The 25,189-nt window shown below is 62.8% G+C and carries 19 protein-coding genes; 14 read left to right on the plus strand and 5 right to left on the minus strand.

Translation table 11 applies throughout. From position 1 onward, the window contains the following. Positions 1-245 precede the first annotated feature (245 nt). The 9 genes from KHO23_RS02145 to KHO23_RS02185 all read left to right on the plus strand — a co-directional run bounded on the left by KHO23_RS02145 (position 246) and on the right by KHO23_RS02185 (position 12,702). Complete coding sequence (locus tag KHO23_RS02145) at positions 246-1,232, plus strand: GlxA family transcriptional regulator (RefSeq protein ID WP_211609821.1); 987 nt, start codon at positions 246-248, stop codon at positions 1,230-1,232. Positions 1,233-1,318: 86 nt separating this feature from the next. Next, complete coding sequence (locus KHO23_RS02150) at positions 1,319-2,926, plus strand: sugar phosphate nucleotidyltransferase (RefSeq protein WP_211609279.1); 1,608 nt, start codon at positions 1,319-1,321, stop codon at positions 2,924-2,926. A 57-nt stretch (positions 2,927-2,983) separates the two neighbouring features. Further along, a complete protein-coding gene (locus KHO23_RS02155; protein ID WP_211609280.1) occupies positions 2,984-4,369 on the plus strand; it encodes an undecaprenyl-phosphate glucose phosphotransferase in 1,386 nt (461 codons plus the stop codon). A 66-nt stretch (positions 4,370-4,435) separates the two neighbouring features. Beyond that, positions 4,436-5,575, plus strand: a complete 1,140-nt coding sequence (locus KHO23_RS02160) for a polysaccharide biosynthesis/export family protein (RefSeq protein WP_211609284.1) — start codon at positions 4,436-4,438, stop codon at positions 5,573-5,575. 61 nt (positions 5,576-5,636) lie between these two features. Further along, positions 5,637-7,871: a polysaccharide biosynthesis tyrosine autokinase gene (locus KHO23_RS02165; protein ID WP_211609287.1), complete on the plus strand. Its 2,235-nt coding sequence runs from the start codon at positions 5,637-5,639 to the stop codon at positions 7,869-7,871. A gap of 96 nt (positions 7,872-7,967) precedes the next feature. After that, a complete protein-coding gene (gene gmd, locus KHO23_RS02170) occupies positions 7,968-9,086 on the plus strand; it encodes a GDP-mannose 4,6-dehydratase (protein ID WP_211609290.1) in 1,119 nt (372 codons plus the stop codon). A gap of 5 nt (positions 9,087-9,091) precedes the next feature. Beyond that, on the plus strand, positions 9,092-10,051 hold the full coding sequence (locus KHO23_RS02175) for a GDP-L-fucose synthase family protein (protein WP_211609291.1): 960 nt from the start codon (positions 9,092-9,094) through the stop codon (positions 10,049-10,051). A 115-nt stretch (positions 10,052-10,166) separates the two neighbouring features. Beyond that, the gene (locus tag KHO23_RS02180; protein ID WP_211609293.1) at positions 10,167-11,309 is read left to right on the plus strand and encodes a glycosyltransferase family 4 protein; all 1,143 of its coding nucleotides are present in this window, start codon (positions 10,167-10,169) and stop codon (positions 11,307-11,309) included. 58 nt (positions 11,310-11,367) lie between these two features. Next, positions 11,368-12,702 (plus strand): glycosyltransferase WbuB, encoded by a 1,335-nt coding sequence (locus KHO23_RS02185; RefSeq protein ID WP_211609295.1) that lies wholly within the window; start codon positions 11,368-11,370, stop codon positions 12,700-12,702. A gap of 31 nt (positions 12,703-12,733) precedes the next feature. Here the strand turns inward: KHO23_RS02185 and KHO23_RS02190 are convergent, their stop codons facing one another. Beyond that, positions 12,734-13,240 carry a hypothetical protein gene (locus tag KHO23_RS02190; RefSeq protein ID WP_211609297.1) on the minus strand — a complete coding sequence of 169 codons (507 nt, stop codon included), beginning with the start codon at positions 13,238-13,240 and terminating at the stop codon, positions 12,734-12,736. 176 nt (positions 13,241-13,416) lie between these two features. On the opposite strand from KHO23_RS02190, the gene KHO23_RS02195 reads away from it, so the two are divergent. Together KHO23_RS02195 and KHO23_RS02200 are read left to right on the plus strand one after the other, a co-directional pair. Beyond that, positions 13,417-14,037: an LbetaH domain-containing protein gene (locus tag KHO23_RS02195; RefSeq protein WP_211609299.1), complete on the plus strand. Its 621-nt coding sequence runs from the start codon at positions 13,417-13,419 to the stop codon at positions 14,035-14,037. A 228-nt stretch (positions 14,038-14,265) separates the two neighbouring features. Then, positions 14,266-16,008, plus strand: coding sequence for an FAD-dependent oxidoreductase (locus tag KHO23_RS02200; RefSeq protein WP_211609301.1), 1,743 nt, complete (start codon positions 14,266-14,268; stop codon positions 16,006-16,008). A 39-nt stretch (positions 16,009-16,047) separates the two neighbouring features. Here KHO23_RS02200 and KHO23_RS02205 read toward each other — a convergent pair whose 3' ends face one another. Together KHO23_RS02205 and KHO23_RS02210 are read right to left on the minus strand one after the other, a co-directional pair. Then, a complete protein-coding gene (locus KHO23_RS02205; RefSeq protein WP_211609304.1) occupies positions 16,048-17,262 on the minus strand; it encodes a glycosyltransferase in 1,215 nt (404 codons plus the stop codon). Continuing rightward, the gene (locus tag KHO23_RS02210) at positions 17,259-18,752 is read right to left on the minus strand and encodes an O-antigen ligase family protein (protein WP_211609307.1); all 1,494 of its coding nucleotides are present in this window, start codon (positions 18,750-18,752) and stop codon (positions 17,259-17,261) included. Before KHO23_RS02210 ends, KHO23_RS02205 begins: the two co-directional genes overlap by 4 nt. Positions 18,753-19,032: 280 nt before the next feature. Between KHO23_RS02210 and KHO23_RS02215 the strand changes: the two genes are divergently transcribed. Next, positions 19,033-20,181, plus strand: coding sequence for an acyltransferase family protein (locus KHO23_RS02215; RefSeq protein WP_211609311.1), 1,149 nt, complete (start codon positions 19,033-19,035; stop codon positions 20,179-20,181). A 27-nt stretch (positions 20,182-20,208) separates the two neighbouring features. Here the strand turns inward: KHO23_RS02215 and KHO23_RS02220 are convergent, their stop codons facing one another. Beyond that, positions 20,209-21,399, minus strand: coding sequence for a glycosyltransferase (locus tag KHO23_RS02220; protein ID WP_211609312.1), 1,191 nt, complete (start codon positions 21,397-21,399; stop codon positions 20,209-20,211). Positions 21,400-21,749: 350 nt separating this feature from the next. On the opposite strand from KHO23_RS02220, the gene KHO23_RS02225 reads away from it, so the two are divergent. Together KHO23_RS02225 and KHO23_RS02230 are read left to right on the plus strand one after the other, a co-directional pair. Then, positions 21,750-23,003 (plus strand): oligosaccharide flippase family protein, encoded by a 1,254-nt coding sequence (locus KHO23_RS02225; RefSeq protein WP_211609315.1) that lies wholly within the window; start codon positions 21,750-21,752, stop codon positions 23,001-23,003. Further along, positions 23,003-24,085: a glycosyltransferase family 4 protein gene (locus KHO23_RS02230; protein ID WP_211609317.1), complete on the plus strand. Its 1,083-nt coding sequence runs from the start codon at positions 23,003-23,005 to the stop codon at positions 24,083-24,085. Before KHO23_RS02225 ends, KHO23_RS02230 begins: the two co-directional genes overlap by 1 nt. A gap of 30 nt (positions 24,086-24,115) precedes the next feature. On the opposite strand, the gene KHO23_RS02235 is transcribed toward KHO23_RS02230, so the two are convergent. Continuing rightward, a complete protein-coding gene (locus KHO23_RS02235) occupies positions 24,116-25,126 on the minus strand; it encodes a hypothetical protein (protein WP_211609318.1) in 1,011 nt (336 codons plus the stop codon). Positions 25,127-25,189 lie beyond the last annotated feature (63 nt).

The following is a 25,189-nucleotide window of genomic DNA, read 5'->3' on the forward strand; positions in this document are numbered from 1 at the left end:
AAATGTAACTTCATTCATATGCAGAATCGGTATTTAATTCTTTGAAAAATCGGTGATGGTCGAATTGTTCCGAAAATCACTGGCCGGCCATCATATTGAAACGCCAACATGTCTGCACTTTCGGTCATGGCGGCTAAATGCTTGATTGCGGATGGCTATGATGCACTGCACTGAGCATGCCTCTGTGCCGGCGTTCAAGGTTGAAAAGTAGCTCCGTTTATCCGTTTTCTGGTGAGAGGATGACTATGACCTGCGCAAGTCTCGAGTCAGCAATGCTGCGCTGGGTGCACGCACCGAACAAGGGGATGCGTCGCATCGCAATACTCATGTTCAACGACTGCTCGTTGCAGGGCGCGGGCGTGGTTGCCGAGGTATTCCAGGCTGCGAACGAACTGGCGTCGTCCGGTTCGGGCGGCTCGTTGTATGACGTTTCCTTCCTGTCGGCCGACGGCGGCATGGTGACCTCGTCATCTGCCCTGCGGGTCTGGACCGACGGGCTCGATGCGCGGCATTACGGCGGCTTCGACGCGTTGTATGTCGCCGGAGGCAAAGGCGCATTCGCCGCAGCCGGCGACGAGCGCCTGATCGCCTGGTTACGACGCGTTCGCCGCAATACCGGCATGATCCGGCCGATCGCCGAAGGGCGGGTGCTGCTCGAAGCCGCCTATGTGCCGGACTGCAGGGAAAGCGGCGATTTCCTTGAACCGCAGCCGATGCCGTCACGCCAGGCCGAGCAGAACGGCGATGCGGGCGACCGGCTTGAATCGATGCGAAGCGCGCTCGCCATGATCAAGCGCGATCTCGGCAACGCGACCGCTCGCACGGTGGCTGAGCGCCTGCTCGCCGATTCGTGCTCGAACCTCGCGCCATTGCTTGGTGAAGACGGCGGTTTGAGCCCCGGCGACAAAGTGCGCGCGGCGGCACGCTGGCTGCAAGAAAATTGCCAGCAGTCGATTTCGATTGCCGATGCGGCTCAGTTCGCCGCGATGAGCGAGCGCAACTTCCTGCGCCGCTTCAAGATGGAAATGGGTATCACGCCCTCGAGTTTTCTGTTGCATGAGCGCCTCGCGGTGACCTGCAGCCTGCTGACCGAGTCGGAATTGCCGGTAGACAAAATTGCACGGCGCACCGGAATGGGTAACGGTGACCGGCTCGCGAAGGTCTTCCGCAAGCGGATGAGAATTTCCCCCACTGAGTTCCGGATTCAGAGCCGCCGCATGGTCGGCGGATAGCGCACGCGCGGTCCGGCTGACTGCGCCTATCACGTAGTGCTTCGGCAGATCGTTCGTTGACTAACAGAATTATAAGGAATCCGAATATGTTGACTAAGGGAGATGTTAGCGCTGCGTCGGTGAACCCGGACGGCGCACTTGCCGGGACCACCGGTGCGCGTTGCGCGCGCATCGTCCCGGTCATTCTTGCCGGTGGTTCGGGCACACGGCTGTGGCCGGTGTCGCGTGAAAACTATCCGAAGCAACTGATCGACGTGGTCGGCTCCGACTCGCTGCTGCAGGCGACTGCGCGGCGTATGGACGGTTTTCCCGCCGGCTGGAACGTGGACGTGTCGCCGATCGTCGTGTGCGGCGAAGAACACCGGTTTGTGATTGCCGAGCAGCTTCTTGAAAACGGCGTGAACGCGCGTCTGGTTGTCGAGCCCGCGCGGCGTGATACGGCGCCGGCGTTGACGCTCGCGGCGTGGCACGCGTGCGCGGACGGCGACGACGCGATTCTGATCGTCATGCCGGCCGACCATGCGATTGCGGATGTGCCCGCGCTGCAAAGCGCGCTGGAACGTGCCGCCCGGTACGCCGAACAGGGTTCGATCGCCACGTTGGGCGTGCCGCCCACGCGCCCCGATACGGGTTTCGGCTATATCCGCATCGGCGCGCCGTTGGTCGATGGCTGCCATGCGATCGACGGTTTCGTCGAGAAACCGGCCGAGGAAATCGCCGCGCAGTACGTCGCTGCGGGCACGTATTGGTGGAACGCCGGGATCTTCGTCGTGCGGGCGCGTGTGTGGCTCGAGACGTTGAAACGCCTGCAACCCGAGATGCACGCTGCCTGTGAACGCGCATTCGTGGACGGCCGCAGCGAAGGCGCGTATTTCCGTCCGCTGGCGGACGCGTTCCTGAGTTCGCCCGCCGACTCGATCGACTACGCGGTGATGGAGCGTCTGACTGATGCGAGCGATGCAAGTAACGCGAGCGACGTAGGTGACACAAGCGCCGCAAACGAGGCACCCGCGACCCACGGCACCGACCCGCAAGTATCCGGCGCGAATCCGTCCGGCGTGGTGGTGCGCCTCGATGCGGGCTGGTCGGATCTCGGTTCCTGGGACGCCGTCTGGGCCGCGATGGAGAAGGACGCCAACGGCAATGCCGGGCGCGGCCGCGTGACGTTCGAAGGCGCGATATCGAGCTATGCGCATTCCGAAGGCCGGCTCGTCGCCTGTGTCGGCACGACCAATGTAGTGGTGGTCGAAACGGCCGACGCCGTGCTGGTGGTCGACCGTTCGCATGTGCAGGACGTCAAGGGCCTGGTGTCGCGCATCAAGGCGCAGCACGCCCCCGAAGCCGATGCGCATCGCAAGGTGCGCCGTCCGTGGGGTTTCTACGATTCCATCGATCGTGGCGAACGCTTCCAGGTGAAGCGCATCGTCGTCACGCCAGGCGCGAAGCTTTCGCTGCAACTGCACCATCACCGGGCCGAGCACTGGGTCGTCGTGCGCGGTACGGCGCTCGTCACACGCGGCGAAGAGCAGTTCCTGCTAAGCGAAAACGAATCGACCTACATTCCGCTCGGCACACGTCACCGGCTCGAGAACCCCGGAAAGGTGCCGCTCGAAATTATTGAAATCCAGTCAGGCACCTATCTTGGTGAAGACGACATTGTGAGGTTCAACGACAACTACGGCCGCTGCCCCTAACAGCGCGCCAGGGATGATTTGCGGAAAAGAACGAACAGCCAGAACGAGGTAAGGAAAATGCGCAAGTTTCAGGATTTACTCGCGCGAGTGTTCGATGTCGCGTTGGTGCTCGCGGGGGCGGCGGTCGCGTCGCAGATCCGTTTTGACTACCTAGCCCAATCCGGATTCTATTGGGCGCTCGTGATGTTTTCCGCTGCCTTCGCGCTGGCCATCTTTCCGGCGTTCGGTGTCTATGAATCATGGCGCGGCCGTTCCAAGCTCTCGCTGGCCGGCCAGGTGTCGCTTGCGTGGCTGATGGTGCAGGGCTGTGCGCTAGTACTGATGTATTCGCTGCATCGCAGCGACTTCGTGTCGCGACTGTGGTTCTCCTACTGGACCGCGATGACGGGCGGCCTGATGATCGCCTACCGCCTGATCACGCACGCGGTGCTGGCGCGTGCGCGCAGCGCCGGGATGAACCTGCATCAGGTCGCGATTGTCGGCAGCGGGGCGCAGTGCGACGACATCATCCGCCGGATCGAGTCGGCGCCGACCACCGGTTTTCGCGCCACCGCCGTCTACAACACGCACCCGGACGTGTCGCCCGTTACCAGTTCGCGCGTGCCGGTATTCGACACCGTGGACGCGCTCGCCGGCTATATCCGCACCAACGACGTGCACGAACTCTGGCTGATGCTTTCGCTCACCGAGGAGCCGCTGATCTGCTCGCTGATTGGCGAGTTCCGCTGCGACCTCGTGAATATCCGCTTCATGCCGGACGTGCGCAGCCTCGCGCTGTTCGAAGGCAGCGGCGTGATCGATCTGCTCGGCGTGCCGGCAATCAACCTGGTCGCCTCGCCGCTCTCGGCGAGTTCGATGCTGAAGAAGGAAATCTTCGACCGCATGTTCGCCGCGACGGCGTTGATCGGTCTCGCGCCGATCCTGCTCGCCATTGCGATCGCGGTGAAGCTCTCGTCGCGCGGTCCGGTTCTCTTCAAGCAGAAGCGTAAAGGCGCGGACGGCCGCGTCTTCACGATCTACAAATTCCGCTCGATGCGACTGCATACCGAAGAGAAAGGCACGCTCAGCCAGGCGACGCGCAACGATGCGCGCGTCACGAAGGTCGGCGCATTTCTACGCCGCACGAGCCTCGACGAACTGCCGCAATTTTTCAACGTGTTGCGTGGCGACATGTCGGTCGTTGGACCGCGTCCCCATGCGCTCGAGCACGACGACCTCTATCAGAAAGTGGTCGCCGGCTACATCAATCGCTATCGGATCAAGCCGGGCATTACCGGTTGGGCGCAGATCAACGGCTTTCGTGGCGAAACCGACCGCATCGAGAAGATGGAGCGTCGCGTCGAACATGACCTGTACTACCTGGGGCATTGGTCGTTCGCGCTCGATATGCGGATTATCGGCGCGACGATTGTCGCCGGACTGGTGCATCGAAACGCTTACTAAGTAGTTAACAAGCACGCCGGGCACACCCTCCCCCGAGGACAGGCCCTGGCACAAGGAGGAAACACCATGAGCTCGCTTGGTATACGCACGGGAAGTCTCGTGATTTTCACAGCTACAGTACTGCTTTCCGGATGCGGGGCCGTACCGGGTCAACGGATGATTACGCCAGCCGCGATTCAGGACACGGGTGGGGATTACAGCACGGAAGCATCGCAGCAACAGCAGATACCGATTACCGATATCAACCTTGCGCTGCTGCGCAAGATGAACTCGGCGCAGACGTCCACCGCGCTGTCGCCGCAGACGCTCGCGCTGTTCGGCAAGCCGACGGCTTACAAGGTCGGTCCGGGCGACGTACTGCAGATCGTCGTATGGGATCACCCGGAACTCGCCGCGGCGCTCGGCCAGCCTGCGCAGAACACGAAAACGACGGATGCCGCGCCTGGCTTTCTGATCGACGAAAACGGCGACGTGCAGTTCCCGTACGCGGGCAACGTGCATGTGGCGGGCAAAGACGTCGCATCGATCCAGAGGGAATTGCACAAGCGTCTGAGCACCGTGTACCAGAAGCCCGAGGTGACGGTGCGGGTGGCTTCGTTCCGCAACGCGCAGGTCTACGTCGACGGCGAAGTACGCACGCCCGGCGCGCAGTCGGTCACGGACATTCCGATGTCGTTGACGAGCGTAATCAACCAGGGCGGCGGCTTTAGCCCCAACGCGGACCGCAGCCGCGTGGAGTTGATCCGCAACGGCGTGACGTATCCGCTCAACGTGGACGATCTGATCAAGCGTGGCCGCAATCCGTCGGACATCTACCTGCAAGCGGGTGACATCGTGCGCGTGTCTTCGCGCGAAGACAGCGGCGTATATGTGATGGGCGAGGTCAACAAGCCGGCGACGATCCTGCCGATGCGTAACGGAACGCTCACGCTTTCGCAGGCCATTTCCGACAGCGGCAGCTTCGATTCGAACACGTCCGCGCCGAAACAGTTGTTCGTGATCCGCAATTCGACAAGCGATTCGCCGCAGGTCTACCACCTCGATGCGACTTCGCCGGTGTCCATGGTGCTTGCCAATCAGTTCGAACTCGAACCGAAGGACGTCGTGTACGTCGGTCAAGGTGGTTTGGTCCGCTTCAACCGTGTGTTGAACCTGCTGCTGCCGGCGATCAATGCGGCTGTGACGGGTGCCGTTCTTGCGAAATAACAAGCGTGATAACAAGCGTGCAACGTGACCATGAACCGCCGGGCTTTGTTGGGTGAACAAAATGGCAATCAACTTCGAAAACCGCTACACCGACGTGTCTGCAGCCGACGAGCTGCACCTGTCGGACTATCTGCGCACGATCGTAAGAGGTTGGCGCACGATCGCGGTGGTGACCCTGATCGCGCTCGCGCTGGGGTGCGCGTACGCGTTTCTCGCTCCGCCGACGTATCGCGCAGACGTACTGTTCCACGTCGAGGACAAAACGGCTAATGCCAACGCGAACGGCAAGGATTCCTTGCCGCCGCTCACCGGCATGTTCGACACCAAGCCCTCCACGGCGGCGGAGATCGAGTTGCTGAAGTCACGCCTCGTCACGGAGGAAACGGTCAAGAAACTGCACCTCGACATTTCGGCTGCGCCGCGCACCCTGCCGTTCATTGGCGGGATGATCGCGGGATGGGTGAATGGGCAATGGGGCTTCAAGTTGCCGTCGTTCATCAACCTGTCGGGCTTTGCATGGGGTAACGAAAGCATTGCCGTGTCGCGCTTCGACACGTCGCAGGAATTCTACGACACGACCTTCACGCTGATTGCGGGTGAGGGCGGGTCGTACGTGCTGCGCGACAAGAACGGTATCGCGATTCTCTCCGGCCATGTCGGCGAGACCGTCGAAACCGACACTGCCGACGGCCCGATCGCGTTGCACGTCGATAAGCTGGCCGGCGCGCCCGGCTCACGGTTCGAACTGCAGCGCGCCTCGACGCTGGGGACCGTGGAGCGCCTGCAAAAGGCACTGGTGGTGGCCGAGACCACGCTGCAGTCCGGCGTGATCCGCACGAGCCTCGAAGGCGGCGATCCCGCGCTGACTGCGGCGATCGTCAACAGCATGGCGCGCGAATTCGTCCGTCAGGACGTGGCGAGCCGTTCGACCGAAGCGGAGCACATGCTGGCCTTCCTCGATCAGCAATTGCCCGGTTTGCGCAAGGAACTCGACGACGCCGAGCAACGCTATAACAAGTTCCGCAACCAGCACGGCACGGTCGATCTCGGTGAAGAAAGCCGCCTGCTGCTGCAGCAGGTGGTCGACAACAAGACCAAGCTGCTCGATCTGCAACAGCAACGCGCGGAGATGTCGCAGCGCTTCACGGCGAATCACCCGGCGGTAGCCGCGCTCGATGCGCAGATCGCCGCCCTGCAGAACGCGGCGGCCAGCATGAACCGCAGCGTGGCCGTGATGCCGGATACCGAGCAGACCGCGTTGCGGCTGCTGCGCGACGTGCACGTCGATACGGAGCTCTATACCAATCTGTTGAATAGCGCGCAGCAACTGCGGGTGGCGAAAGCCGGCCAGGTGGGCAACGTGCGGGTGGTGGACTTCGCCGAAACGCCTGACGAGCCTGTGCGTCCGAAGCGCGTGCTGGCGATCCTGATCTCGCTCGGCGGCGGCTTGCTGATCGGCATCATGCTGACCTTCTTCAAGCGGGCGATGTATGGCGGCGTGGAACGTCCGGACGAACTCGAAGCGGTGCTCGGCGTGCCGGTGTTCGCGATCGTGCCGCGCAGCCAGACTCAGCTGCGTTTGCAGGAAAACGTCATGCTGCGCCGTCGCGGGCTTCATGTGCTCGCGCAGCAGGCGCCGGAAGATATCGCGGTGGAAGGCGTGCGCAATCTGCGGACCTCGCTGCAGTTGTCGCTCGATCACGCCGAGAACAACGTCGTGATGATCACGGGTTCGCGTCCCGACACCGGCAAGTCGTTTCTGTCAGTGAATCTGGCAGCGCTGGTGGCGTCGGCGAACAAGCGGGTGCTGATTATCGACGGCGACATGCGGCGCGGCGACGTCCATTCGCATTTCGGCATCGGCCATCAGCCAGGGCTCTCGGACGTGTTGAGCGGCGGCGATCTCGCGTCGATGATCCAGCGCGATGTGCTGCCCGGACTCGACGTGCTCGCCAAGGGCACGCTGCCCTCGCATCCGTCCGAATTGCTGATGAGCAAGCGCTTCGAAACGATGCTCGACGAACTGAAATCGCACTACGACATCGTGATCGTCGACACACCGCCGGTACTGGCCGTGACGGATTCGACGGTGATCGGCAAGTACGCGGGCACGACGCTGCTGGTGGTGCGCCATGGCCGCCATCCGCTGAACGAAATCGCCGAGACGGCCAAGCGGCTGTTCAACGGCGGTGTATCGCTCAAAGGCGTGTTGCTCACCGATGTGCCCCAGGAGGGGGCATTCCTCGGTTCCGGCTATCAAGGCGGTTATTACGGATACGACAGCATCGCTGGTTGATGGTTGAGGGTCGTGACGCAGCGGCCCCGTCACGGGGCCGGTCACTCGATCGTGCTGTGGCACCGGCATCGCAAAGTTCAACGAGAGGAGAGCTTCATGAAACGCAAGGTCGCGCTGATCACCGGTATCACTGGACAGGACGGGTCGTATCTTGCCGAGCTGCTGCTCAGCAAGGATTACGACGTGCATGGCATCAAACGCAGGTCATCCCTGTTCAACACAGACCGGATCGATCATCTCTATCGCGACCCACACGACCCGGATCAGCGGCTCTATCTGCATCACGCCGACCTGACCGACTCGACCAGCATCCTGCGCGTGATCCAGCGCGTGGAGCCCGACGAGATCTATAACCTCGCCGCGCAGAGCCACGTGGCGGTCTCGTTCGAGGAGCCGGAATACACGGCGAATGCGGACGGCCTTGGCGCCCTGCGGATTCTCGAAGCGATCCGGATTCTGGATCTTCAGAACAAGAGCCGCTTTTATCAGGCTTCGACCTCGGAGCTGTACGGCCTTGTGCAACAGGTGCCGCAGTCCGAGACGACGCCGTTCTATCCGCGCAGCCCGTATGCGGTCGCCAAGCTGTTTGCGTACTGGACCACGGTCAATTACCGCGAAGCGTATGGGCTCTATGCCTGCAACGGGATTCTGTTCAATCACGAATCGCCGGTACGCGGCGAGACCTTCGTCACGCGCAAGATCACGCGCGCTGTGGCACGCATCGCGGTGGGCATGCAGAAGACCTTGTATCTCGGCAATCTGTCGGCGTTGCGCGACTGGGGGCATGCGCGCGACTACGTGGAGATGCAATGGCGCATGCTGCAACAAGAGCAGCCGGAGGATTACGTCATCGCCACTGGCGTGCAATACAGCGTGCGCGAGTTCGTTCAGCATGCCGCCGCCGAGTTGGGCGTCACGGTGCGTTTCGAAGGCACCGGCGTGGAGGAGGTCGGCATTGTCGAGAAGGTGGAAGGGCGCGAAATCAAGATGTCGCCCGGCGACGTGATCGTGCGAGTCGATCCGCGCTATTTCCGGCCCGCCGAAGTCGAGACGCTGCTGGGCGATCCGTCGAAAGCCCATGCGAAGCTCGGCTGGAAACCCACCACGTCGTTCGCCTCGCTCGTCAAGGAAATGGTGCGGGCCGACTATCAGATCGCGAGACGTGACGCGCTGGTCACGCTGGCCGGTTTCACCGCGCTGGAACATCACGAGTAACGGCTATGAACAAACAAGCACGCATCTTCGTCGCGGGCCACCGTGGCATGGTCGGCTCCGCGCTGGTCCGGCGGCTCAATGCCGAGGGTTACCGCAACGTCGTCACGCGTTCGAGGGCGGAGCTCGACCTCACGGATCAGGCTGCCGTGAACGCCTTCTTCGAGCATGAAAAGGTCGAGGTGGTGTTGCTCGCGGCCGCGCGGGTGGGCGGCATTCTTGCCAATGCGTCGCGGCCGGGCGAGTTTATCTACGACAACCTGGTGATCGAAACCAACGTGATCCATGCCGCGTATCGCGCGCAGGTGGAGCGGCTGGTGTTTTTCGGTTCGTCGTGCATTTATCCGAAGCAATGTCCGCAGCCGATTCGCGAGGAGTATCTGCTGAGCTCGCCGCTCGAACCGACCAACGACGCTTATGCGATCGCCAAGATCGCCGGCCTGAAGCTGTGCGAGGCGTACAACCGCGAATACAACACACAATACGTCTCGCTGATGCCGACCAATCTCTATGGCCCCAACGACAACTACGACCTGAACAGCAGCCATGTTTTGCCGGCGCTGCTGAGGAAGGCGCACGAGGCGAAAGTGAACGGCTCCGCGACCCTGACGGTGTGGGGCTCGGGCACGCCGCGCCGCGAGTTTCTGCACGTCGACGATCTTGCCGCGGCGACGCTCTTCGTGCTCGAGCACAACGTGACAGAGGGCCTGTTCAACGTCGGGGTGGGTGAAGACCTGTCGATTCGCGAACTGGCCGAATGCATCTGCAAGGTGGCCGGTTTCGAGGGTGAGCTCGTGTTCGACGCGTCCAAACCCGACGGCACGCCGCGCAAGCTGCTCGACGTATCGCGGCTCGCGAAAATGGGCTGGCACGCGACTATTGGCCTTGAAGAGGGCATCGCGTCCACGTATCGGGAATTCGTTGAATTGCACGCCGGCTCGACCTCCGCCGCCGCCATGCAGGCCTAGGCGCGCACTCGAAGGCCGTTGAGCGTGGTTTTCGGAATTGAGGGGACGCGTGTGGCGTTTCGCGCGAATAGCGTGCAACGCACACAGGGACGATTTTTCGAGGAGCGGCATAAAAATGACTGCGTCAGTCACGATCTTCCACAACGTCGTGTGGTCGCGCCACAAGGGTGTCGTGTTCTCCGCCTTGCATAACATCTCGTCGTCCGGCGCGATTCGCTACTCGATGGTGCAGATCGCGGATACCGAACACGATCGTGTCGGCTTTTCGGATGTCGATTATTCGTACCACCGCTATCCGATGCAGAAGCTGTTCGACGGCTGCTACGAAGACGTGCCGACGATGAAGATGATCGCGCGGCTCACCTGGGAAGTGTTGCGAACCAAGTCGGATCTGATCGTTCTGCCGGGCTACCACCGTCCGGAATACTGGGCGATGCTGGCGGCGTGCATTGTGACCGGCAAGCGGCGCGCGGTGTTCTGCGATTCGACTGCACGCGACCGGCCCAAGAAGTTGCTGACGTCGATTCCAAAGCGCCTGTTCTTCTCGCTCTGCGACGGCTATTTCGGTTTCGGCGAGCGCAGCCGCGAGTATCTGCTGTCACTCGGCGCGAAGCGCGACAAGATCTTCGTACCGTGTCAGGCCGCGGCATTGCCGGGATCGTTTTCGCCGGAGCGCGCGCTGGTCGAGCGGGTTGCGGCCCGCGCCGGCAATCCTCCAATTTTTCTCTACGTCGGCCGTCTTTCGGAAGAGAAGGGTATCGGCACACTGATCGAGGCGTTCGCCGGTCTGCGGCGCCGTATTCCAGCGGCGAAGCTGCGCATTGTCGGCACGGGGCCGATGGCGGACATGCTGCATGCGAAGGTGGCCGACCTCGAACTGGGCGACGCGGTGACCTTCGCCGGCAGTTTGCAGGACGAGCCGCTCACTCGGGAATATTACGGTGCGACTTGCATGGTGCTGCCGAGCTACAGCGAACCATGGGGGCTCGTCGTCAACGAGGCGCTCGCGCATGGCTGCCCGGCGGTGGTCAGCGAGAGTTGCGGCTGTGTGCCGGAACTGGTGATCGACGGCGTGAGCGGCTATGCATTCACGGCGGGCGACGTCGCCGGCTTGCAGCGCACCATGCTCAAGGCGATGGAGGCTTTCGCCGACGCGGGCGGCACGGCGCGCCGTTGCATGGATGTGATTCGCCGTTTCGATCCGCCTTCTGCCGCCGCCAATATCGCTCGTGGCTGCGCGCTGATGCTGAGCGACTGACGCGCCGCGCGGCACTGTCGCGGATGCGAAGAAGCTATAACACGTTCTGGCAGCCACAATGAAGATCCTCATCTACGGCCTCAATTACGCGCCTGAACTGACGGGAGTGGGGAAGTACACGGCGGAAATGGCTGTACTTCTGGCCAGCAGCGGCCATGAGGTTCGCGTCGTGTGCGCGCCGCCTTATTACCCTGAGTGGCACGTTGCTGCGGACTACGTGTCATGGCGATATCAGCGCGAGATGCGCGACGGTGTGACGATCTGGCGCGCGCCGCTGTGGGTGCCTGCGCGTCCCAACGGCCTGAAGCGGATGCTGCATCTGGCAAGCTTCGCGGTGAGCTCGTTGCCGCTGCTCGCCCGGCAGGTGCTGTGGCGTCCCGATGCGGCGATGCTGATCGCGCCGACCCTGATGTGCGCGCCGGCTACGCTGGCGCTCGCGCGTCTCGCGGGCGCGAGTGCGTGGGTGCATATTCAGGACTTCGAGGTGGATGCGGCGTTCGATCTGGGTCTGCTGAAAAGCTCGCGCGCGGCTCGCGTGGCACGCTGGATCGAAAGCACGCTGCTGCGGCGCTTCGATACGGTGTCGTCGATAACGCCCCAGATGAGTTCGCGCGTGGTGCAGAAGGGTGTCGAGCCTTCGCGGGTCGTGTGCCTGCCCAATTGGGTCGATGTGTCGACCATCTTTCCGCTTGCGCGTGCGAGCGGCTTCCGCGGGCTGCTGGGCATTCCGGCTGACCAGAAGGTGGTGCTGTACTCGGGCAACATGGGGGCGAAGCAGGGCATCGAAACGCTCGCCGATGCGGCGGCCCTGCTTGGCGCGCGCGCCGACGTCACCTTCGTTTTCTGCGGCAGTGGTGCCGCGAAAGAGAGTTTGCTGGAGCGCTGCGCGGGATTGAAGAACTGCGTTTTCATTGCGCTGCAGCCGGCGGAACATCTCAACGAACTGCTCAATCTCGCCGACATCCATGTCCTGCCGCAACGCGGCGATGCCGCCGATCTGGTGATGCCGTCGAAGCTCACAGGCATGTTCGCAAGCGGGCGCGCCGTGGTGGCCATGGCGCGACGTGGCACGGGTCTCTACGACACGGTGTCGCCGCGCGGCGTGGTCGTGCCGCCGGACAACGCCAAGGCTTTGGCCGCGGCGATCACCGTGCTGGCGAGCGATCCGGAACGCCGCGCTGCGCTCGGCAAGGCCGCTCGCGATTACGCCGAGTGCGCGCTCTCGCCGGAGGCGACGATAGGCGCTTTCGAAGAACGGCTTGTGACGCTGGTTCGCGAGTCACGCGGCAAGCGCGCGAAAGTGGAGACGCCGTATTTCGGCAGCCCGAGGCCTTCACCCGCTGCGGCCCGGCAACACAAGCCGGCTACAACGGAGGAAGCCGCGCCGGATTGATCCGGCACGCGGCCAGCTCATGAAGGCAATATCACCACGGGGACCGGTAGACAGCGTGCTTACCCGGATCGTACGGATCGGCATACGCGGCTCTCGCCGCGCCTTCCGGCATCAAGCCTTGGGCCGCATTCGGAACACCCGGCTGGCCGGCTACGCGCACCTTGCCGTTGGCGGCGGCCGGCGCCTTGTTGTTGCGTTGGCCTTTGCCCACCGCCGGTTGACCGACTTGTCCTCCCAGCACTTTCATGCGCTGTTCGTCGAGCAGCGCTGCCTGCTGGGCGTCGGCGGTATTGCCTTGCTGCGCGTCTGGCGATCCGTATTCGCGCGGGGCGCCGAGCAACTGTGCTTCGCTGTTGCGATTTGCCACGCCCGGGTTGACGCGCGCTGCCGGAACGGGCGTGCTGTAGCTGGTCGAAGCGGTAGCGGCAAGGGCCGGCGCTGCGGGCGCGGGTGCCGCGTTTTGCGCGAGCGCCGGTGCGGCATAGCTAACGATGGCGAGAAGCAGCAAGGTGGTGGTATGCCTGAACGAGATGGTCATGGTATGCCCCAGGGAAATGCGGTCTCAATAGAGCTATCGTGCGCCAACCAGTACGCGTGCAGCCGCCAAAACGCTTGCCGGGACGGCCATGAAGCCGGATTCAGTAAGGAGTCGAAACATAATGCAAACAGGATGCGTGGGTATGTTGAATCCCGTTTGTGGTCCGGAGAAAACTGATGGGTAACGCTGCCGACGATCCGCATATCGGTCGGATGCCGCAAGCCGAAGGCGCTCGCGAGGAGGGGCGCGTCATCGATCTGAGCCTGGCTGGAAAGGGCAACTATCGCGCGAAGCGCGGTGCCCTGATCGAGCTCATCTGGTTTGTCGTTGAGGCTTGCGTGATCAACAACAAGCTGCTGCCTCTCTCATCGGTCCGGGTTGCGCTTTTACGCCTGTTCGGCGCGAAGATCGGTACAGGTTGCCGGTTCGTGCATCCATTGCGTGTGAAGGCACCGTGGAATCTGGAGGTGGGCAACCACTGCTGGTTCGGCGTCGACGTCTGGATCTACAACCAGGCGCCGATCCGCATCGGATCGAATGTCTGCATTTCACAGGGTACATTCCTCTGCGCCGGTTCTCACGACATGAGCACGACGATGGATTTGCGCGTGGCGCCGATCGTCATCGAGGACGGCGTCTGGATCACGTCGAAATGCGTTGTGCAGATGGGTGTGACGATCGGCCGGTCGGCCGTGGTGACGCCGTTGTCCGTCGTGCATCGTTCGCTCGATCCAGAGGGCGTGTACGGCGGCAATCCATGCCGTTTTATCAGGAACCGTTTCGATTCCGTGACCTGAAGCACAGATAGAAAACCGCAGCGACTATACGCTGAGGAGGCCAGTCGTTGACAAGCCGGCATGTCGGCGGCCGCAATGGGATTGTCGATCGAACCCTTTGATCGACGTCCGCGGTTAAGCCGATGAGGTGTCCGGTAACGACGCGTGCGTGGTTTGCTTGCCAGCCCCGGTTGGATGAGTAGCCGGATTGACGCACTCAGAAATGCATGAGGAAAATGGGGAGTAGGGATGTTTATCGATACTCGCACTGTTCAACCCAACACGGTTATTGAAACAACGGTCTGCATCATCGGCGGCGGTGTCGCCGGCATTACGCTTGCACGGGAGATGTCGAGGGCCGGGGTCGACACCTGCATGCTCGAAAGCGGGGGCTTCGGGCCGGATGACGAAACGCGCGATCTCTATCGCGGCGAAAACGCCGGGCTTCCCTATTCTTTTGCGGACGGCTCGCGCAGCCGCTACTTCGGCGGTAGCAGCAATTGCTGGGGCGGCTGGTGCCGTCCGCTCGATCCGTGGGACTTCGAGAAGCGCGACTGGATTGCGCATAGCGGCTGGCCGTTCGGTCTCGACGAACTGGCGCCGTACTACGCGCGCACGCATGAACTGCTGAAGCTCGGCCCGCAGAATTTCGACCCTGCCTACTGGGAGCGCGAGATCGGACGCCATGACGTGCGCCGCATACCGCTCGCAACGGGCGATATGCGCGACACCGTTGCGCAGTTCAGCCCCCCTGTGCGTTTCGGCAAGGCTTATCGCGACGAGCTGTCGCGTTCGTCGCGGGTGCGCGTGTTTCTGTACGCGAATGTCCAGAACATCGACGCCGATGCGCCAGGCACGTCCATTTCGCGGCTCCAGGTGTCGACCATCAGTGGACGCAAGATGACGGTGAGCGCCCGGATCTTCGTGCTGGCCACGGGCGGTATCGAGAATGCGCGCCTCCTGCTCGCCTCGAACAATGTGCACGCGGCGGGCCTCGGCAATGCCAACGATCTGGTGGGCCGCTACTTCATGGATCATCCACGGATGATGTCCGGGAAAGTGCGTTTTCGCCCGGGAAACGCGCGCAACAAACTGTATGACATCAAGTATCACTATCAGAATGCCGCCGTGTCGGCGCATGGCACGAAGATATCCTCACAGTTCGCGCCGAAGCAGGAGCTGATGGAGCGCGAGAAGCTGCTGAATTCACGCGTGTGGCTCTATTCGCGCTGGTACGGTGAAGGCACGGCGGGGTCCGAGGCGCTGATCCACTGCAAGGAAGCGCTGATGCAGAAGGACCAGCCGGGCCGCAGCCTGAAAACCGATATCGCGACGATGATCGCGCACCCGTTGCACACCGTGGGCTACGGATTGACGCGGCTCCTGCAATGGCCGGCGCTGATCACCGACGTGACACTGCAAGCCATCGTCGAAGCCGTGCCCGATCCCGATAGCCGGGTCACGTTGTCGGCCGATAAGCGCGACCGGTTCGGCATGCCGCGCGTGAAGGTGGAGTGGCGTCTGGGTGAACAGGTGCAGCGTACCTTCGACAAAACGTTCGCGTTGCTTGCGCAGGAGTTGCGGATGGCCAACATCGCGGACGTGGAACTCGACGCGCCGCTAGAGGGCCGGCCGTGGCCGGCGAAGCTGGAGGGCACGTGGCACCACATGGGCACCACGCGTATGCACGATTCGCCACGCGAAGGCGTGGTCGATCGCGACTGCAAGATGCATGGGATAAGCAATCTCTATGTGGCGGGCAGCTCGGTGTTTCCCACCGTCGGCGCCAACTTTCCGACCATCACGATCGCCGCGCTTGCGCTGCGTCTCGCGGGTCATCTGGTACGGCAACTCGATGTTCCGGATACCGTGGGCAATTCGCGGGGCGAAGCCGCCAACAATTCCATGATGTCGGTTCAGATGCCGCAGCCTCAGGTCGATACCCTGCCGATCGCGGCCTCGACCTTGACGCCGTTGATGAAGGAGCCGTGAGAAACAGCCGGTGACGGCGCGCGCCTGGGCGGCGCATCGTCACCGGCTCGTCTGAGTGGCTTCGCGCAGTGTGGTGATTGTCTTGTCGCGCGTTTCGACGGCGCTGCCGCGGTTTTCCAGCAGAGCGGTCAATGCGTCGACCATGGTTTCGACCCGGAAGCGGGCTTCGAACGTGCGGGTCGCCTGAGCACGCATGGTGGTGCGCGCGGTGCTGTCGAGTTCGAGCCAGCGCACGAGATTCTTTTCCGTACCGTCGACCGTATCGGCGGCCACCATCCCCGCGCCGTCCGCTTCGATCTCGCGCCATACGTTGACCTTGTCGGAGATCAGCGCCGGCAGTCCGCAGCCGAGCGCTTCAGCCACCGCCACGCCGAAATTCTCCTGATGCGAGGGCAGAACGAACACGTCGCTGGCATGGAACGCGCCCCACTTGAGATCGCCCTGCAGCATGCCTGGCAGGCTGACGCGGTGCGCGATGCCAGCCGCCTGAGCCTGAGCGCGCAGACTGGCCACCCAGCCGGTCTCGTCGGGACCCGCGATCACAAGATGCAGCGACTGATCGCGGCCGGCGACGCGCGCGAACGCGTCGATCAGCAGATCGCAGCCTTTCTTCGCATGCACGCGGCCGAGAAACAGCACGATGCGTTTGCCGTGCAGGCCGGGCACGGCTTGCAGGAACGCTTCGCGCAAGGACGCGGCATCAAGCGGCGGCACGGTCGTGCCGAACGGCACGATCCGTTCTTGCGCCCGGTACAGCCAGAACGATTGACGCGCGCGCGTGCGCTCTTCTTCCGTCGTAAATATAACGGCGCGTGCGTCGCGCAGCACCCGGTATTCGGCCCATGGCCAGTACAGCCACTTCTTCAGATGCTTGAGCGGATAAGTCTGCTTGAACCAGGGGTCGAGCATGCCGTGCACGTACACGTAGTAAGGCACAGCGCTTTTGTGCAGCGCCTTCCATGCCGCAAAGCCGTGGTATTGCCACAAGCCGTGCACGATGACCGCGTCGAACCGGTTTGCGTTGGCGGCGAGCCACGGCGCGAGTTGCGCGCTGTAGCTGTAGCGGCTGTCGACGGGGCCGAACGCATGGACCGGAAACGGGAACGCCGCAAGATAGGCATCGCCCGGCGCATCGCAGGTGGCCACTTCGATTTCGTGCCCGGTGTCCTGCATCGCCACGCCGCTGCGGCGAACACCTTCAACCGGGCCGCCGGCGCGCGGATCGACACTGGCAAGCAGATGGAGAATTTTCATCGGACGAATTTCGGTCGATTGGCGCTTCGCGTCGAGGCAGTGCGCGACACGAGGGCGCCGAACTGGCTGGAGCCGGGTGCGGAGCTTGCCGCGCGCGATATGCCGAGGGTCGCCGCAAGATCGGCGCGGCCCATGCCGGGCCGGATTCTGCCCGGCAATTCAGGCATGGCGGCCGGGCGCAAACGCGATGGCGTGGGTGCGCGCTTTACCCGTGCCGGCAGCGCGCGCTGCAATCGTGCGTGCGTGGCGATCATCAGGCCGAGGGCGACGCCGAAGATCAGCCCTGAGAAACGCGGCCCGAGCGGATTGCCGCCGATCGAGGTGGCCGGCAGCGCGGCAAACAGCATGATGGCGCGTCCTAGCACGGGAAGCATGGGCGCGTCGGGAACCACCGAACGCCAGTAGCGGTACGAGAAGAAACAGATCGCCAGGGCGGCCAGCGTCGCCACAGGCATGGCGACGCCGAACAGCAGTCCGCCCGCGAATAGTTGATAAATCCAGAAGTTGTGGCCCGCGGCCCATTCGTTGATCGCGTAGAAATCTTTCTCGCTGATCTGGCCGGCGAGGTCCGGCAGGTAGGCGGGGGAATAGCGATAGTAGTGGCCGTAGCCTGCGCCGAACAGCAGCGTTTCCGGCGACGCCGTTACCTGGTCGTACTGATCGCGCATTTCGGCGAGGCGGGTGACGGTGGTCGGGTCCTTGCCGGTGACGGTTTCTTCGGACGCGAAAATGCGCTGTGTCCAATGCTCGGCAACATTCGGAAAGCTCAGCGCCGCGATGCCGGCCACACCGGCCAGCACGGCGCCTACGATCACGGTACGCGCGACCGCGCGCCAGACCTGCCGGATCGACGGCGCGGACAGCGCCATGGCGACCAGGAACAGCAAGATGGTGCCGATCATCAAACTGCGCGTGACGCTCAGCAACTCGACGATCACGCTGACGGCGAATACGGCGATCGTGAAAAAGGAAAAGCGCTTGGCGACGATGAATTCGTGCAGCAGCACGCCTTGCAACCCGAGCAGCGTCACCGAGATGATGCGGAAGCGGACGTCATCGAGACCGCCGCCGGTCGCCATGCCGTAGATGAAGGTGAACACGAGGCTGATCACGTTCGCGAAGAACAGTGCTCTCTCGAACTGGGCGATTCGGTATTCGCTCCACGGACGGCAGGCCACGAGGTAGCCCAGCGCGAACAGCGCGAACGGCAGCAGAACGCGCAGATAGTTACCGGTGTCGTTGTCCTGGACGAACTGGGCGACGATGCTGCCGAGCACGCACAGCAGCATGCTGAAGGTGACGATTGAGCGCAAGCGCGAGCGGTCGTGAAAGCGGGGCGCAATCAGAAGAAGAGCGAGGCCCGCGGCGACCGCCGGGACCACCAGCGCCGACTGCGCGAAGTGGCCTACGTTGGCGTCGGTCGCCTTATAGTCGAGTGCAAGCGGTAACAGAAAAAACCATAGCCAGAGCGTCGCATACTGGTGGCGCATTGCTGATTCCTCCCCGTGCTGTCGATGCCGTCGGTGCATAGCGGACAGTCTCGCATCGGGTCATTGTGAGGGAAACTCCCCACCTGCAAATTCCGCACACCCGGTTTCGTCGCCCATGGCCTGGGTTCTGGCGACAGTGGCAAGGGCGGCCACTGCAAGACGCGCGCACACTTGCTTATGTTGTCGGTCAATGCCTTGATGTTGGCGCGCACGCACGCGTGCCGCCACCGAAGATGCAAAAAGGGACACGCGCCCAGGAATGGTGACAGGGGAGAACAATATGAAATTTTTCGGCGGGGCGAAATCCGTAACAGCCGGCCGGGCCATCGAGCTGGATTTCGTGCGCGGCATCGCCATTATCATGGTGATGGGCTTTCACTTTCATGCTGTGCATACCGGCAACTTCCTGATCCAGATTATCGAGTACCCCCTGAAGAATTTCGGCCGCGAAGGCGTCAATCTGTTTTTTACGCTGAGCGGTTTTCTGGTTGGCGGCCTGCTGCTTAGACAGTATGCCGAAACAGGTAATGTTGACGCAAAGCGCTTTATCGTCAGGCGGATTTTCCGCATCTGGCCTGCGTATTACGTGCTGATCGCGTTTCATGTGCTGGCCGGGCGCCATCCGTGGAATACCTTTCTGGTTCAGAACCTGACCCATTTGCAGAATTATCTGGGCACCTCGATTACGCAGACCTGGAGTCTCGCGGTCGAAGAACACTTTTATCTCGTCCTGCCGGCGCTGTTGTTGCTGTTCGCGCGCTGGCGTCTTGGCGCGTGGACGATTGTCGGCGTGCTCACCGGCATCTGCGCGGTGGTGTTCACCGCGCGCTGCTTCGCGGTGGCGGGCGGCAACCTTGAAGGTGCGTTTGCGTACACGCAATACCGCATCGACAGTTTGCTGGTCGGCGTGATTCTGTCCGCGATCTACTGGATGAAGCCGGGTGTCTATCATCAGATTGCGAAGCGCAAGTGGCTGCTGGTCGCCAGCATCGTGGTGCTGTGCGCGTGGCTCGCGTTTGCGACACCACACCTCGCGCTCGACGAAAGCATCGGCTATACGATTCAGGCGCTCGGTTTCGCCGCGCTGATCGTGTTCGTGCTGGAGTATTCCGGATCGCTGCGTTCGACGTGGGTGTATCGCGGAGTCGCGTGGATCGGCCTCTATTCGTACGGCATTTATCTGTGGCATTCGCTTGCGCTTGCGCCAGGCGACATGCTGATTCGCAAAGCGACCGCCATGGGTCTCGCACCGAGCGTGATCTGGATTGTGGCACTCACGGCGCAGTTCGCGTTCGCGATTGCGATCGGCTATGTGACTACGCGCGCGATCGAGTATCCGTTCCTGCTGATGCGCAACGCGCTGTTCCCGGCCAAGCGCAACAGTTCGATACGCGAGGAAGTGCCGGTTGCGGGTGGCCAGTTGTCCTGACCTTCCGACCTTCGGCCTCTGGCCGGATCAGGCCATCTGCTGAAGCAAGGTCCGCTTGAATTGCCCGAGCGTGTGCCGTGACAGCAGATCTTCGCCTCCTGCGGGCACGGCTTGCGGCGCGTGCGGCCAGGAGGTCATTGTTTCGGTGACCGCGCGGCCGATCGAGGCGGAGCTCAGGTCGCTCAGAATCGGCCCGAGGTCGCAGCGCCGGCTGAACCAGCCGATCAAACCGTCTTCCGTTGCAACCACAGGCTTGCCGAAGCGGTACGCCTGCACCAGCACACCGCTCATTCCATAGTGTCCCTTGTAGCCTAGCCAGACTGCGTCGCAGGCGGAGAACAGGTCGCGCTCGACGTCGTTCGCAATGAACGAGTCGAGTACCAGCGGCGCGGGCGTGAGGCTGCGCACATGATTGCGCATGAAATGACGCGTGCCCGCGTCCTGCTCGCCGGCAACGATCAGCGTCGGTGCATGTTCCAGACGGGTCAGCGCATGGACCAGTTCATAGATGCCTTTGCGTTCGGTGATCGAGCCGTACACCAGCAGATAACGCTGCGTGGGGTCGAGTCCGAGCCGTTCGCGAGCCAGTACCGGGTTTTCCGCTTGCTCGTCGGGAAACGGGTCCGCGACGTAGGCGATCGCTGCACTCCTCTTCGAAGCGTTGCGCGCCGACCACTCAGGCAGCGTCGGGTCGATCGTCAGCAGCGTGCGCAAGCCGGGGCACTGGATCGCGCGCTTGAACAGCAGTGCTTTGATCGTGTTCACGATCGGCCGATCAGGCGACTTGATGCCGACCTTGTGATGATGGAAGGTCGACCGCATCGTGATGCCGATCCACGGTGTCCTGCGAAACGGCGAGCCGAGAAACGGCAAGGCATAAAAGAAGTAATCGACATACGGCACGACCACCAGCCTGATCGGTTGCGCGTGGCTGACGATTCTATGCACGCGCCTGAAGTAGCCGTGAAAGCGCGAGTACTGGTTCGACTGGCGCAGCAACCCGCGCGGCCGGTCCTCGGGGTCGACGAACGCGATCTGCAGATCCGCCCGGTTCGCGGCGACGATCTGTCTCGCGAGCTTATGGTCTTCGTTAGCGGATTCTGTCGCGAGGATGCAGGGATAGCCGGCTTCCGTACAGGCCTGCATGGTCCATTCGACATAGCGCCAGCGATGGCCTGTGAGGTTGGGCTCCACAATCAGAACGTAATCTTGTTCCATCGATTCAGTGATCTTCGGTGGTCGAATGCGTTATGGGAAAACGCCGTCACGCTCGCTATTCGAGGGCGCTAACTGATCAACGTTAGCACTGGCGGCGTGAGTGGACCCGTCTATTTGACCCGTTCTGTGGGTAAACGTACTACTGTGCAATGGGTTCGGCTGAACTGGCCTAGCAGATGGCGGTTGTTGCCGATCCTCTCGCGGTAAGGTCGTGCATAGCGTTCGACGAATAAGCTCGCCAGCTTGCTGGTGCGACCTAACTATTTATGCGCCGGCGGCCTATCGCAGCGATGCACTGACTCGCTGTGTGCGGCCGATTCAACGGCGTGCCGATTCGACGGAGATACAGCTTGCGGGCGATCAGGCTTCCGGCGCTCTCGATAGCGGCCAGCTTCGGCGCGAGCGCGGCGACGTGGGTGTTGTTGCAGCAGTTCGCCGTGCGTGGACTCGTAGCCATCAAGTTTCTTGCGATTGGCCGGATGCTCGGACCGGCGGCGATCGGCAGCGTGAGCGTGGCCTTGCTCGCGGTGGCGATTGCCGAGGCGCTCTCGGACACGGGTCTCGCGCAAGCGGTCATTCAAGGCGAACATCCGCCCACGCGTTCGCAGCTCGGCGCGGTGTGGACCACGCTGACAGCGCGCGGCGTGCTCATCTCCTTGCTGCTGGTCGGGCTCGCGCCATTGCTGAGCAACCAGTTTCATCTGAACGGTTCATTGGTGCTGATTCAGCTTGCCGCGCTGCTGCCGTTGTTGCGCGGCCTGGCGTCGCCCACGTACTACCTCGTGCAGCGCGAACGGCGCTTCCAGCATATCGCCGGCGTTGAGATTGCGGCGGCGTTTGTCGATTGTTCGGTCGGGCTCGCGCTCGCGTATTTCGGCGCCGGTGCGGCCTCGGTGCTGATCGGCCTCGTGGCCGCCGAAAGCCTGAAAAGCATCCTGACCTGGTCGACGATGAATCCGCGCCCGCCGATTCGCGCGGTATGGTCGGGCATCGGTCAGTACCTGGGCTTCAGCCGCTGGATCTGGGCGAGCAGCGTGGTCAATCTGCTGCTGAACCAGTTCGACAAGGTCGTGGTCGGCAAATTGCTCGGCCCGGCGCAACTCGGCGGCTATCAGATGTCGTCGCGGCTCGCGCAGATGCTGCTCGCCGACGCCGCGATCGCCATGTCGCAATACCTCTTCCCCACCTTTGCCGCGCATCATCGCCGGAGTCCGCAGTCGGCGTCGCGACTCATCAAGATCTATCTGCTCGTGATCGCGCTCGGGCTGGCGGTCTTTGTCGCGGTGCTGAGACTGATCGCCGAGCCGCTCTTTTCGCTGATTCTCGGCCCGGCCTGGTTGCCTGCGGTGCCGCTGTTCAGAATTCTCGTGATCAACATGGCGATCGGCGCATTGATCGCCGTGCTGGTCGCTTACCTGCGCGCGGTAGGCGACGCCAGGGCGACTGTGCATGCGTCGCTGATTCAGGTGGCCGTGCTGCTGGTCAGCGTGCCGCCCGCGGTTCATGGGTGGGGTGTGACGGGCATCGCCTGGTCCATGACCCTGGGCCTTGGCTGCGCCGCGACGTGGATGCTGTTCAGGACGTTGATCGCAAGGACTCCGTGATGCGCGTTTTACATCTGGTTCTGGCGCCGCGTTTATCCGGCGCCGAAGTCCTCGCGAAGGATCTCGCTATCGACCAGAGTCTAGAAGGCATGGCGGTCTGTGTCGCCTCGCTGTTACCCGCGCAAGTCGAATTCTTGCCCTTGCAGGACGAACTGCAGAAGCACGGTGTGCAGTGCTGGTTTCCGCCGCGGCGTATGCGCATTGCCGGCAAATTGTGGAACCTGTTTCTGGCGGTGCGGTGTTTCCGCCCCGACGTGATTTTCGCGCACGCCACGATTCCGTCGTTTTATGCGCGTGCGTTGCCGCTGCGCGTGCCGGTCGTCTATGTCATGCATTCTGCGATCAACGACTTCGAGCGGCCGCTGTTCCGGCGCGTCGAGCACATCCTCTCGGGACGTGCCCGTGTGGTAGTTGGCGTATCGGAGCAAGGCTTGACCGACTACGTGCAGGCTATCGGGCCGCATCCTTCCATGACCGTGGTGCCCAACGGTGTCGATCTCCGGCGCTTCGCGTTCACCGACGGCGCCGGGCATAACGGCGGTGCGCCTCAGCTCGTGCAGATCGGGCGGTATGCGCCAGTGAAAAATCAGCTTCTGACAGTGCGCGCCTTCGGCGAGGTGGTCGAGCGGGTGACCGATGCGCGCCTTGTCCTGCACGGCGTAGTCGAAGACGCCGATTACCAGTGCGCGGTTATCCACCTCGTGCGGGAGTTGGGGCTTGCGGACCATGTCGTGGTGGCCGGGCCGCGCACCGATGTGGCGAGCGTGCTGTCGGAGTCGAATGTGTTCGTCATGCCCTCGCGCGCCGAGGGGCATAGCGTGGCGTTTCTTGAAGCGCTGGCCACGGGTATTCCGATCGTCGCGAGCAGGATTCCGTCGTTTGCGTTTGCTAGCGGATTTCCCGGCGTGCAGTTGGTCGATACGGACAATGTGCCGAACTATGCGGATGCCGTTATTGCGGCGCTGGGGCAGGCCCGGGCGCAACGCTCGCTTGCCGGTCTGACACTCAGGGATACGGCGGCCCGCTATCGGGCGATCGCGCATCAGGTCAGTAGCCGTCAACTGGCCGTGTCGACCCGCTAGTTCACTATGGCCGCGCATGGCGCGCCACGTTCAATGATGGCTGATGGCGGGGCTGCGGTCGTCAGGCGTCGCCTCGGACGCGGGTGCCGGTGGCCACGCGCTCGCCAGTTCGGATTCGCGCACCGCAAGCGAGACAAGGTTCTGTGCTTCCTTGCTGCTCGAATCGACCTGCAGCGCGTTGGCGGCATTGTGCCAGGTGCATCCCCATCGCGCGATATAGCCGCAGCCTCGCGCCAGGCTCAGCAGCGCGTCGCGCTCCTGCTCGCGTTCGGTGAGCGTGCTGCGCATGTTCAGCGCGTCGCGGTTATCCGGCTGTGCGGCAATGGCCGCCGCGAGCCGTGTTTTTGTGGCCGACAGATTGTTCTGCTGCAGATTGGCACGGGCGGCTCTGAGCTGTTTCGAGACATCCACGCGAGGTTTGTCCGACGGGCTGCCGGGATTGTGCTGCTGTCCTGAGGATGCGACCGTCACGCGGCGCGAAGCCAGCGGCGCCACGGTCGGCGGCGGGATAGGCGGCGAGCGCACGGGTGCCGTGCGCGGAGCGGTCTCGGCAGGCGCCGGCCGCTGTGCGGCGAATACGGGCGCGCCCCGCTGGGCGAGGACCACCGGGGGCTTGACGTGCTGGGTCGTCACTTTGCCGGATACCGCGATAGGAGGGCTGATTTCCTCGTCGTTAGTGTGAATGAAGCCCAGGTACACCGCGGATGTCACCACCACCAATGACATGCCCATCACGAGCGGCCGGCGCTGTTTCTGGGTGACCGGTGCGGCGAGTTGCAGTTCGTCGACGACATCGTATGGATTGGTCAACGCTCGCGTGGAGGGCCTCCAGACTTTGCGCACGGGTAGCTGCGGCCCGAACAGCGACTCGCTGTCAGCCAGCGGGATGTTCAGGGGCGGTGGAGGCGCGGCGCGCGCGCCCAGTGAACCGGGCGGGCTGGTATTGCATGAGGGACAGGGCGTAAAGCGACCGGCTAGCGGCGCACCGCAGTGCCCGCATTGGGGGAAATCGTGCTCATCGGGTGTAATGTCGCTAAGCATTGCCATGTCGAAAACGGACGTCAAATACCGGCGTCAAAATCAGGGATACAAGGCACGGCAACG

The organism is Paraburkholderia haematera (assembly GCF_905220975.1).
GTDB classification, from domain to species: Bacteria; Pseudomonadota; Gammaproteobacteria; order Burkholderiales; family Burkholderiaceae; genus Paraburkholderia; species Paraburkholderia haematera.

Bases quoted from the DNA above. Each gene is read 5' to 3' on its own strand.
- KHO23_RS02190 (WP_211609297.1), bottom strand. From the start codon at position 13,240: ATGACCATCTCGTTCAGGCATACCACCACCTTGCTGCTTCTCGCCATC.
- KHO23_RS02195 (WP_211609299.1), top strand. From the start codon at position 13,417: ATGGGTAACGCTGCCGACGATCCGCATATCGGTCGGATGCCGCAAGCC.
- KHO23_RS02200 (WP_211609301.1), top strand. From the start codon at position 14,266: ATGTTTATCGATACTCGCACTGTTCAACCCAACACGGTTATTGAAACA.
- KHO23_RS02145 (WP_211609821.1), top strand. From the start codon at position 246: ATGACCTGCGCAAGTCTCGAGTCAGCAATGCTGCGCTGGGTGCACGCA.
- KHO23_RS02215 (WP_211609311.1), top strand. From the start codon at position 19,033: ATGAAATTTTTCGGCGGGGCGAAATCCGTAACAGCCGGCCGGGCCATC.
- gmd (WP_211609290.1), top strand. From the start codon at position 7,968: ATGAAACGCAAGGTCGCGCTGATCACCGGTATCACTGGACAGGACGGG.
- KHO23_RS02150 (WP_211609279.1), top strand. From the start codon at position 1,319: ATGTTGACTAAGGGAGATGTTAGCGCTGCGTCGGTGAACCCGGACGGC.
- KHO23_RS02165 (WP_211609287.1), top strand. From the start codon at position 5,637: ATGGCAATCAACTTCGAAAACCGCTACACCGACGTGTCTGCAGCCGAC.
- KHO23_RS02180 (WP_211609293.1), top strand. From the start codon at position 10,167: ATGACTGCGTCAGTCACGATCTTCCACAACGTCGTGTGGTCGCGCCAC.
- KHO23_RS02235 (WP_211609318.1), bottom strand. From the start codon at position 25,126: ATGCTTAGCGACATTACACCCGATGAGCACGATTTCCCCCAATGCGGG.
- KHO23_RS02160 (WP_211609284.1), top strand. From the start codon at position 4,436: ATGAGCTCGCTTGGTATACGCACGGGAAGTCTCGTGATTTTCACAGCT.
- KHO23_RS02175 (WP_211609291.1), top strand. From the start codon at position 9,092: ATGAACAAACAAGCACGCATCTTCGTCGCGGGCCACCGTGGCATGGTC.
- KHO23_RS02220 (WP_211609312.1), bottom strand. From the start codon at position 21,399: ATGGAACAAGATTACGTTCTGATTGTGGAGCCCAACCTCACAGGCCAT.
- KHO23_RS02205 (WP_211609304.1), bottom strand. From the start codon at position 17,262: ATGAAAATTCTCCATCTGCTTGCCAGTGTCGATCCGCGCGCCGGCGGC.
- KHO23_RS02185 (WP_211609295.1), top strand. From the start codon at position 11,368: ATGAAGATCCTCATCTACGGCCTCAATTACGCGCCTGAACTGACGGGA.
- KHO23_RS02210 (WP_211609307.1), bottom strand. From the start codon at position 18,752: ATGCGCCACCAGTATGCGACGCTCTGGCTATGGTTTTTTCTGTTACCG.
- KHO23_RS02155 (WP_211609280.1), top strand. From the start codon at position 2,984: ATGCGCAAGTTTCAGGATTTACTCGCGCGAGTGTTCGATGTCGCGTTG.
- KHO23_RS02230 (WP_211609317.1), top strand. From the start codon at position 23,003: ATGCGCGTTTTACATCTGGTTCTGGCGCCGCGTTTATCCGGCGCCGAA.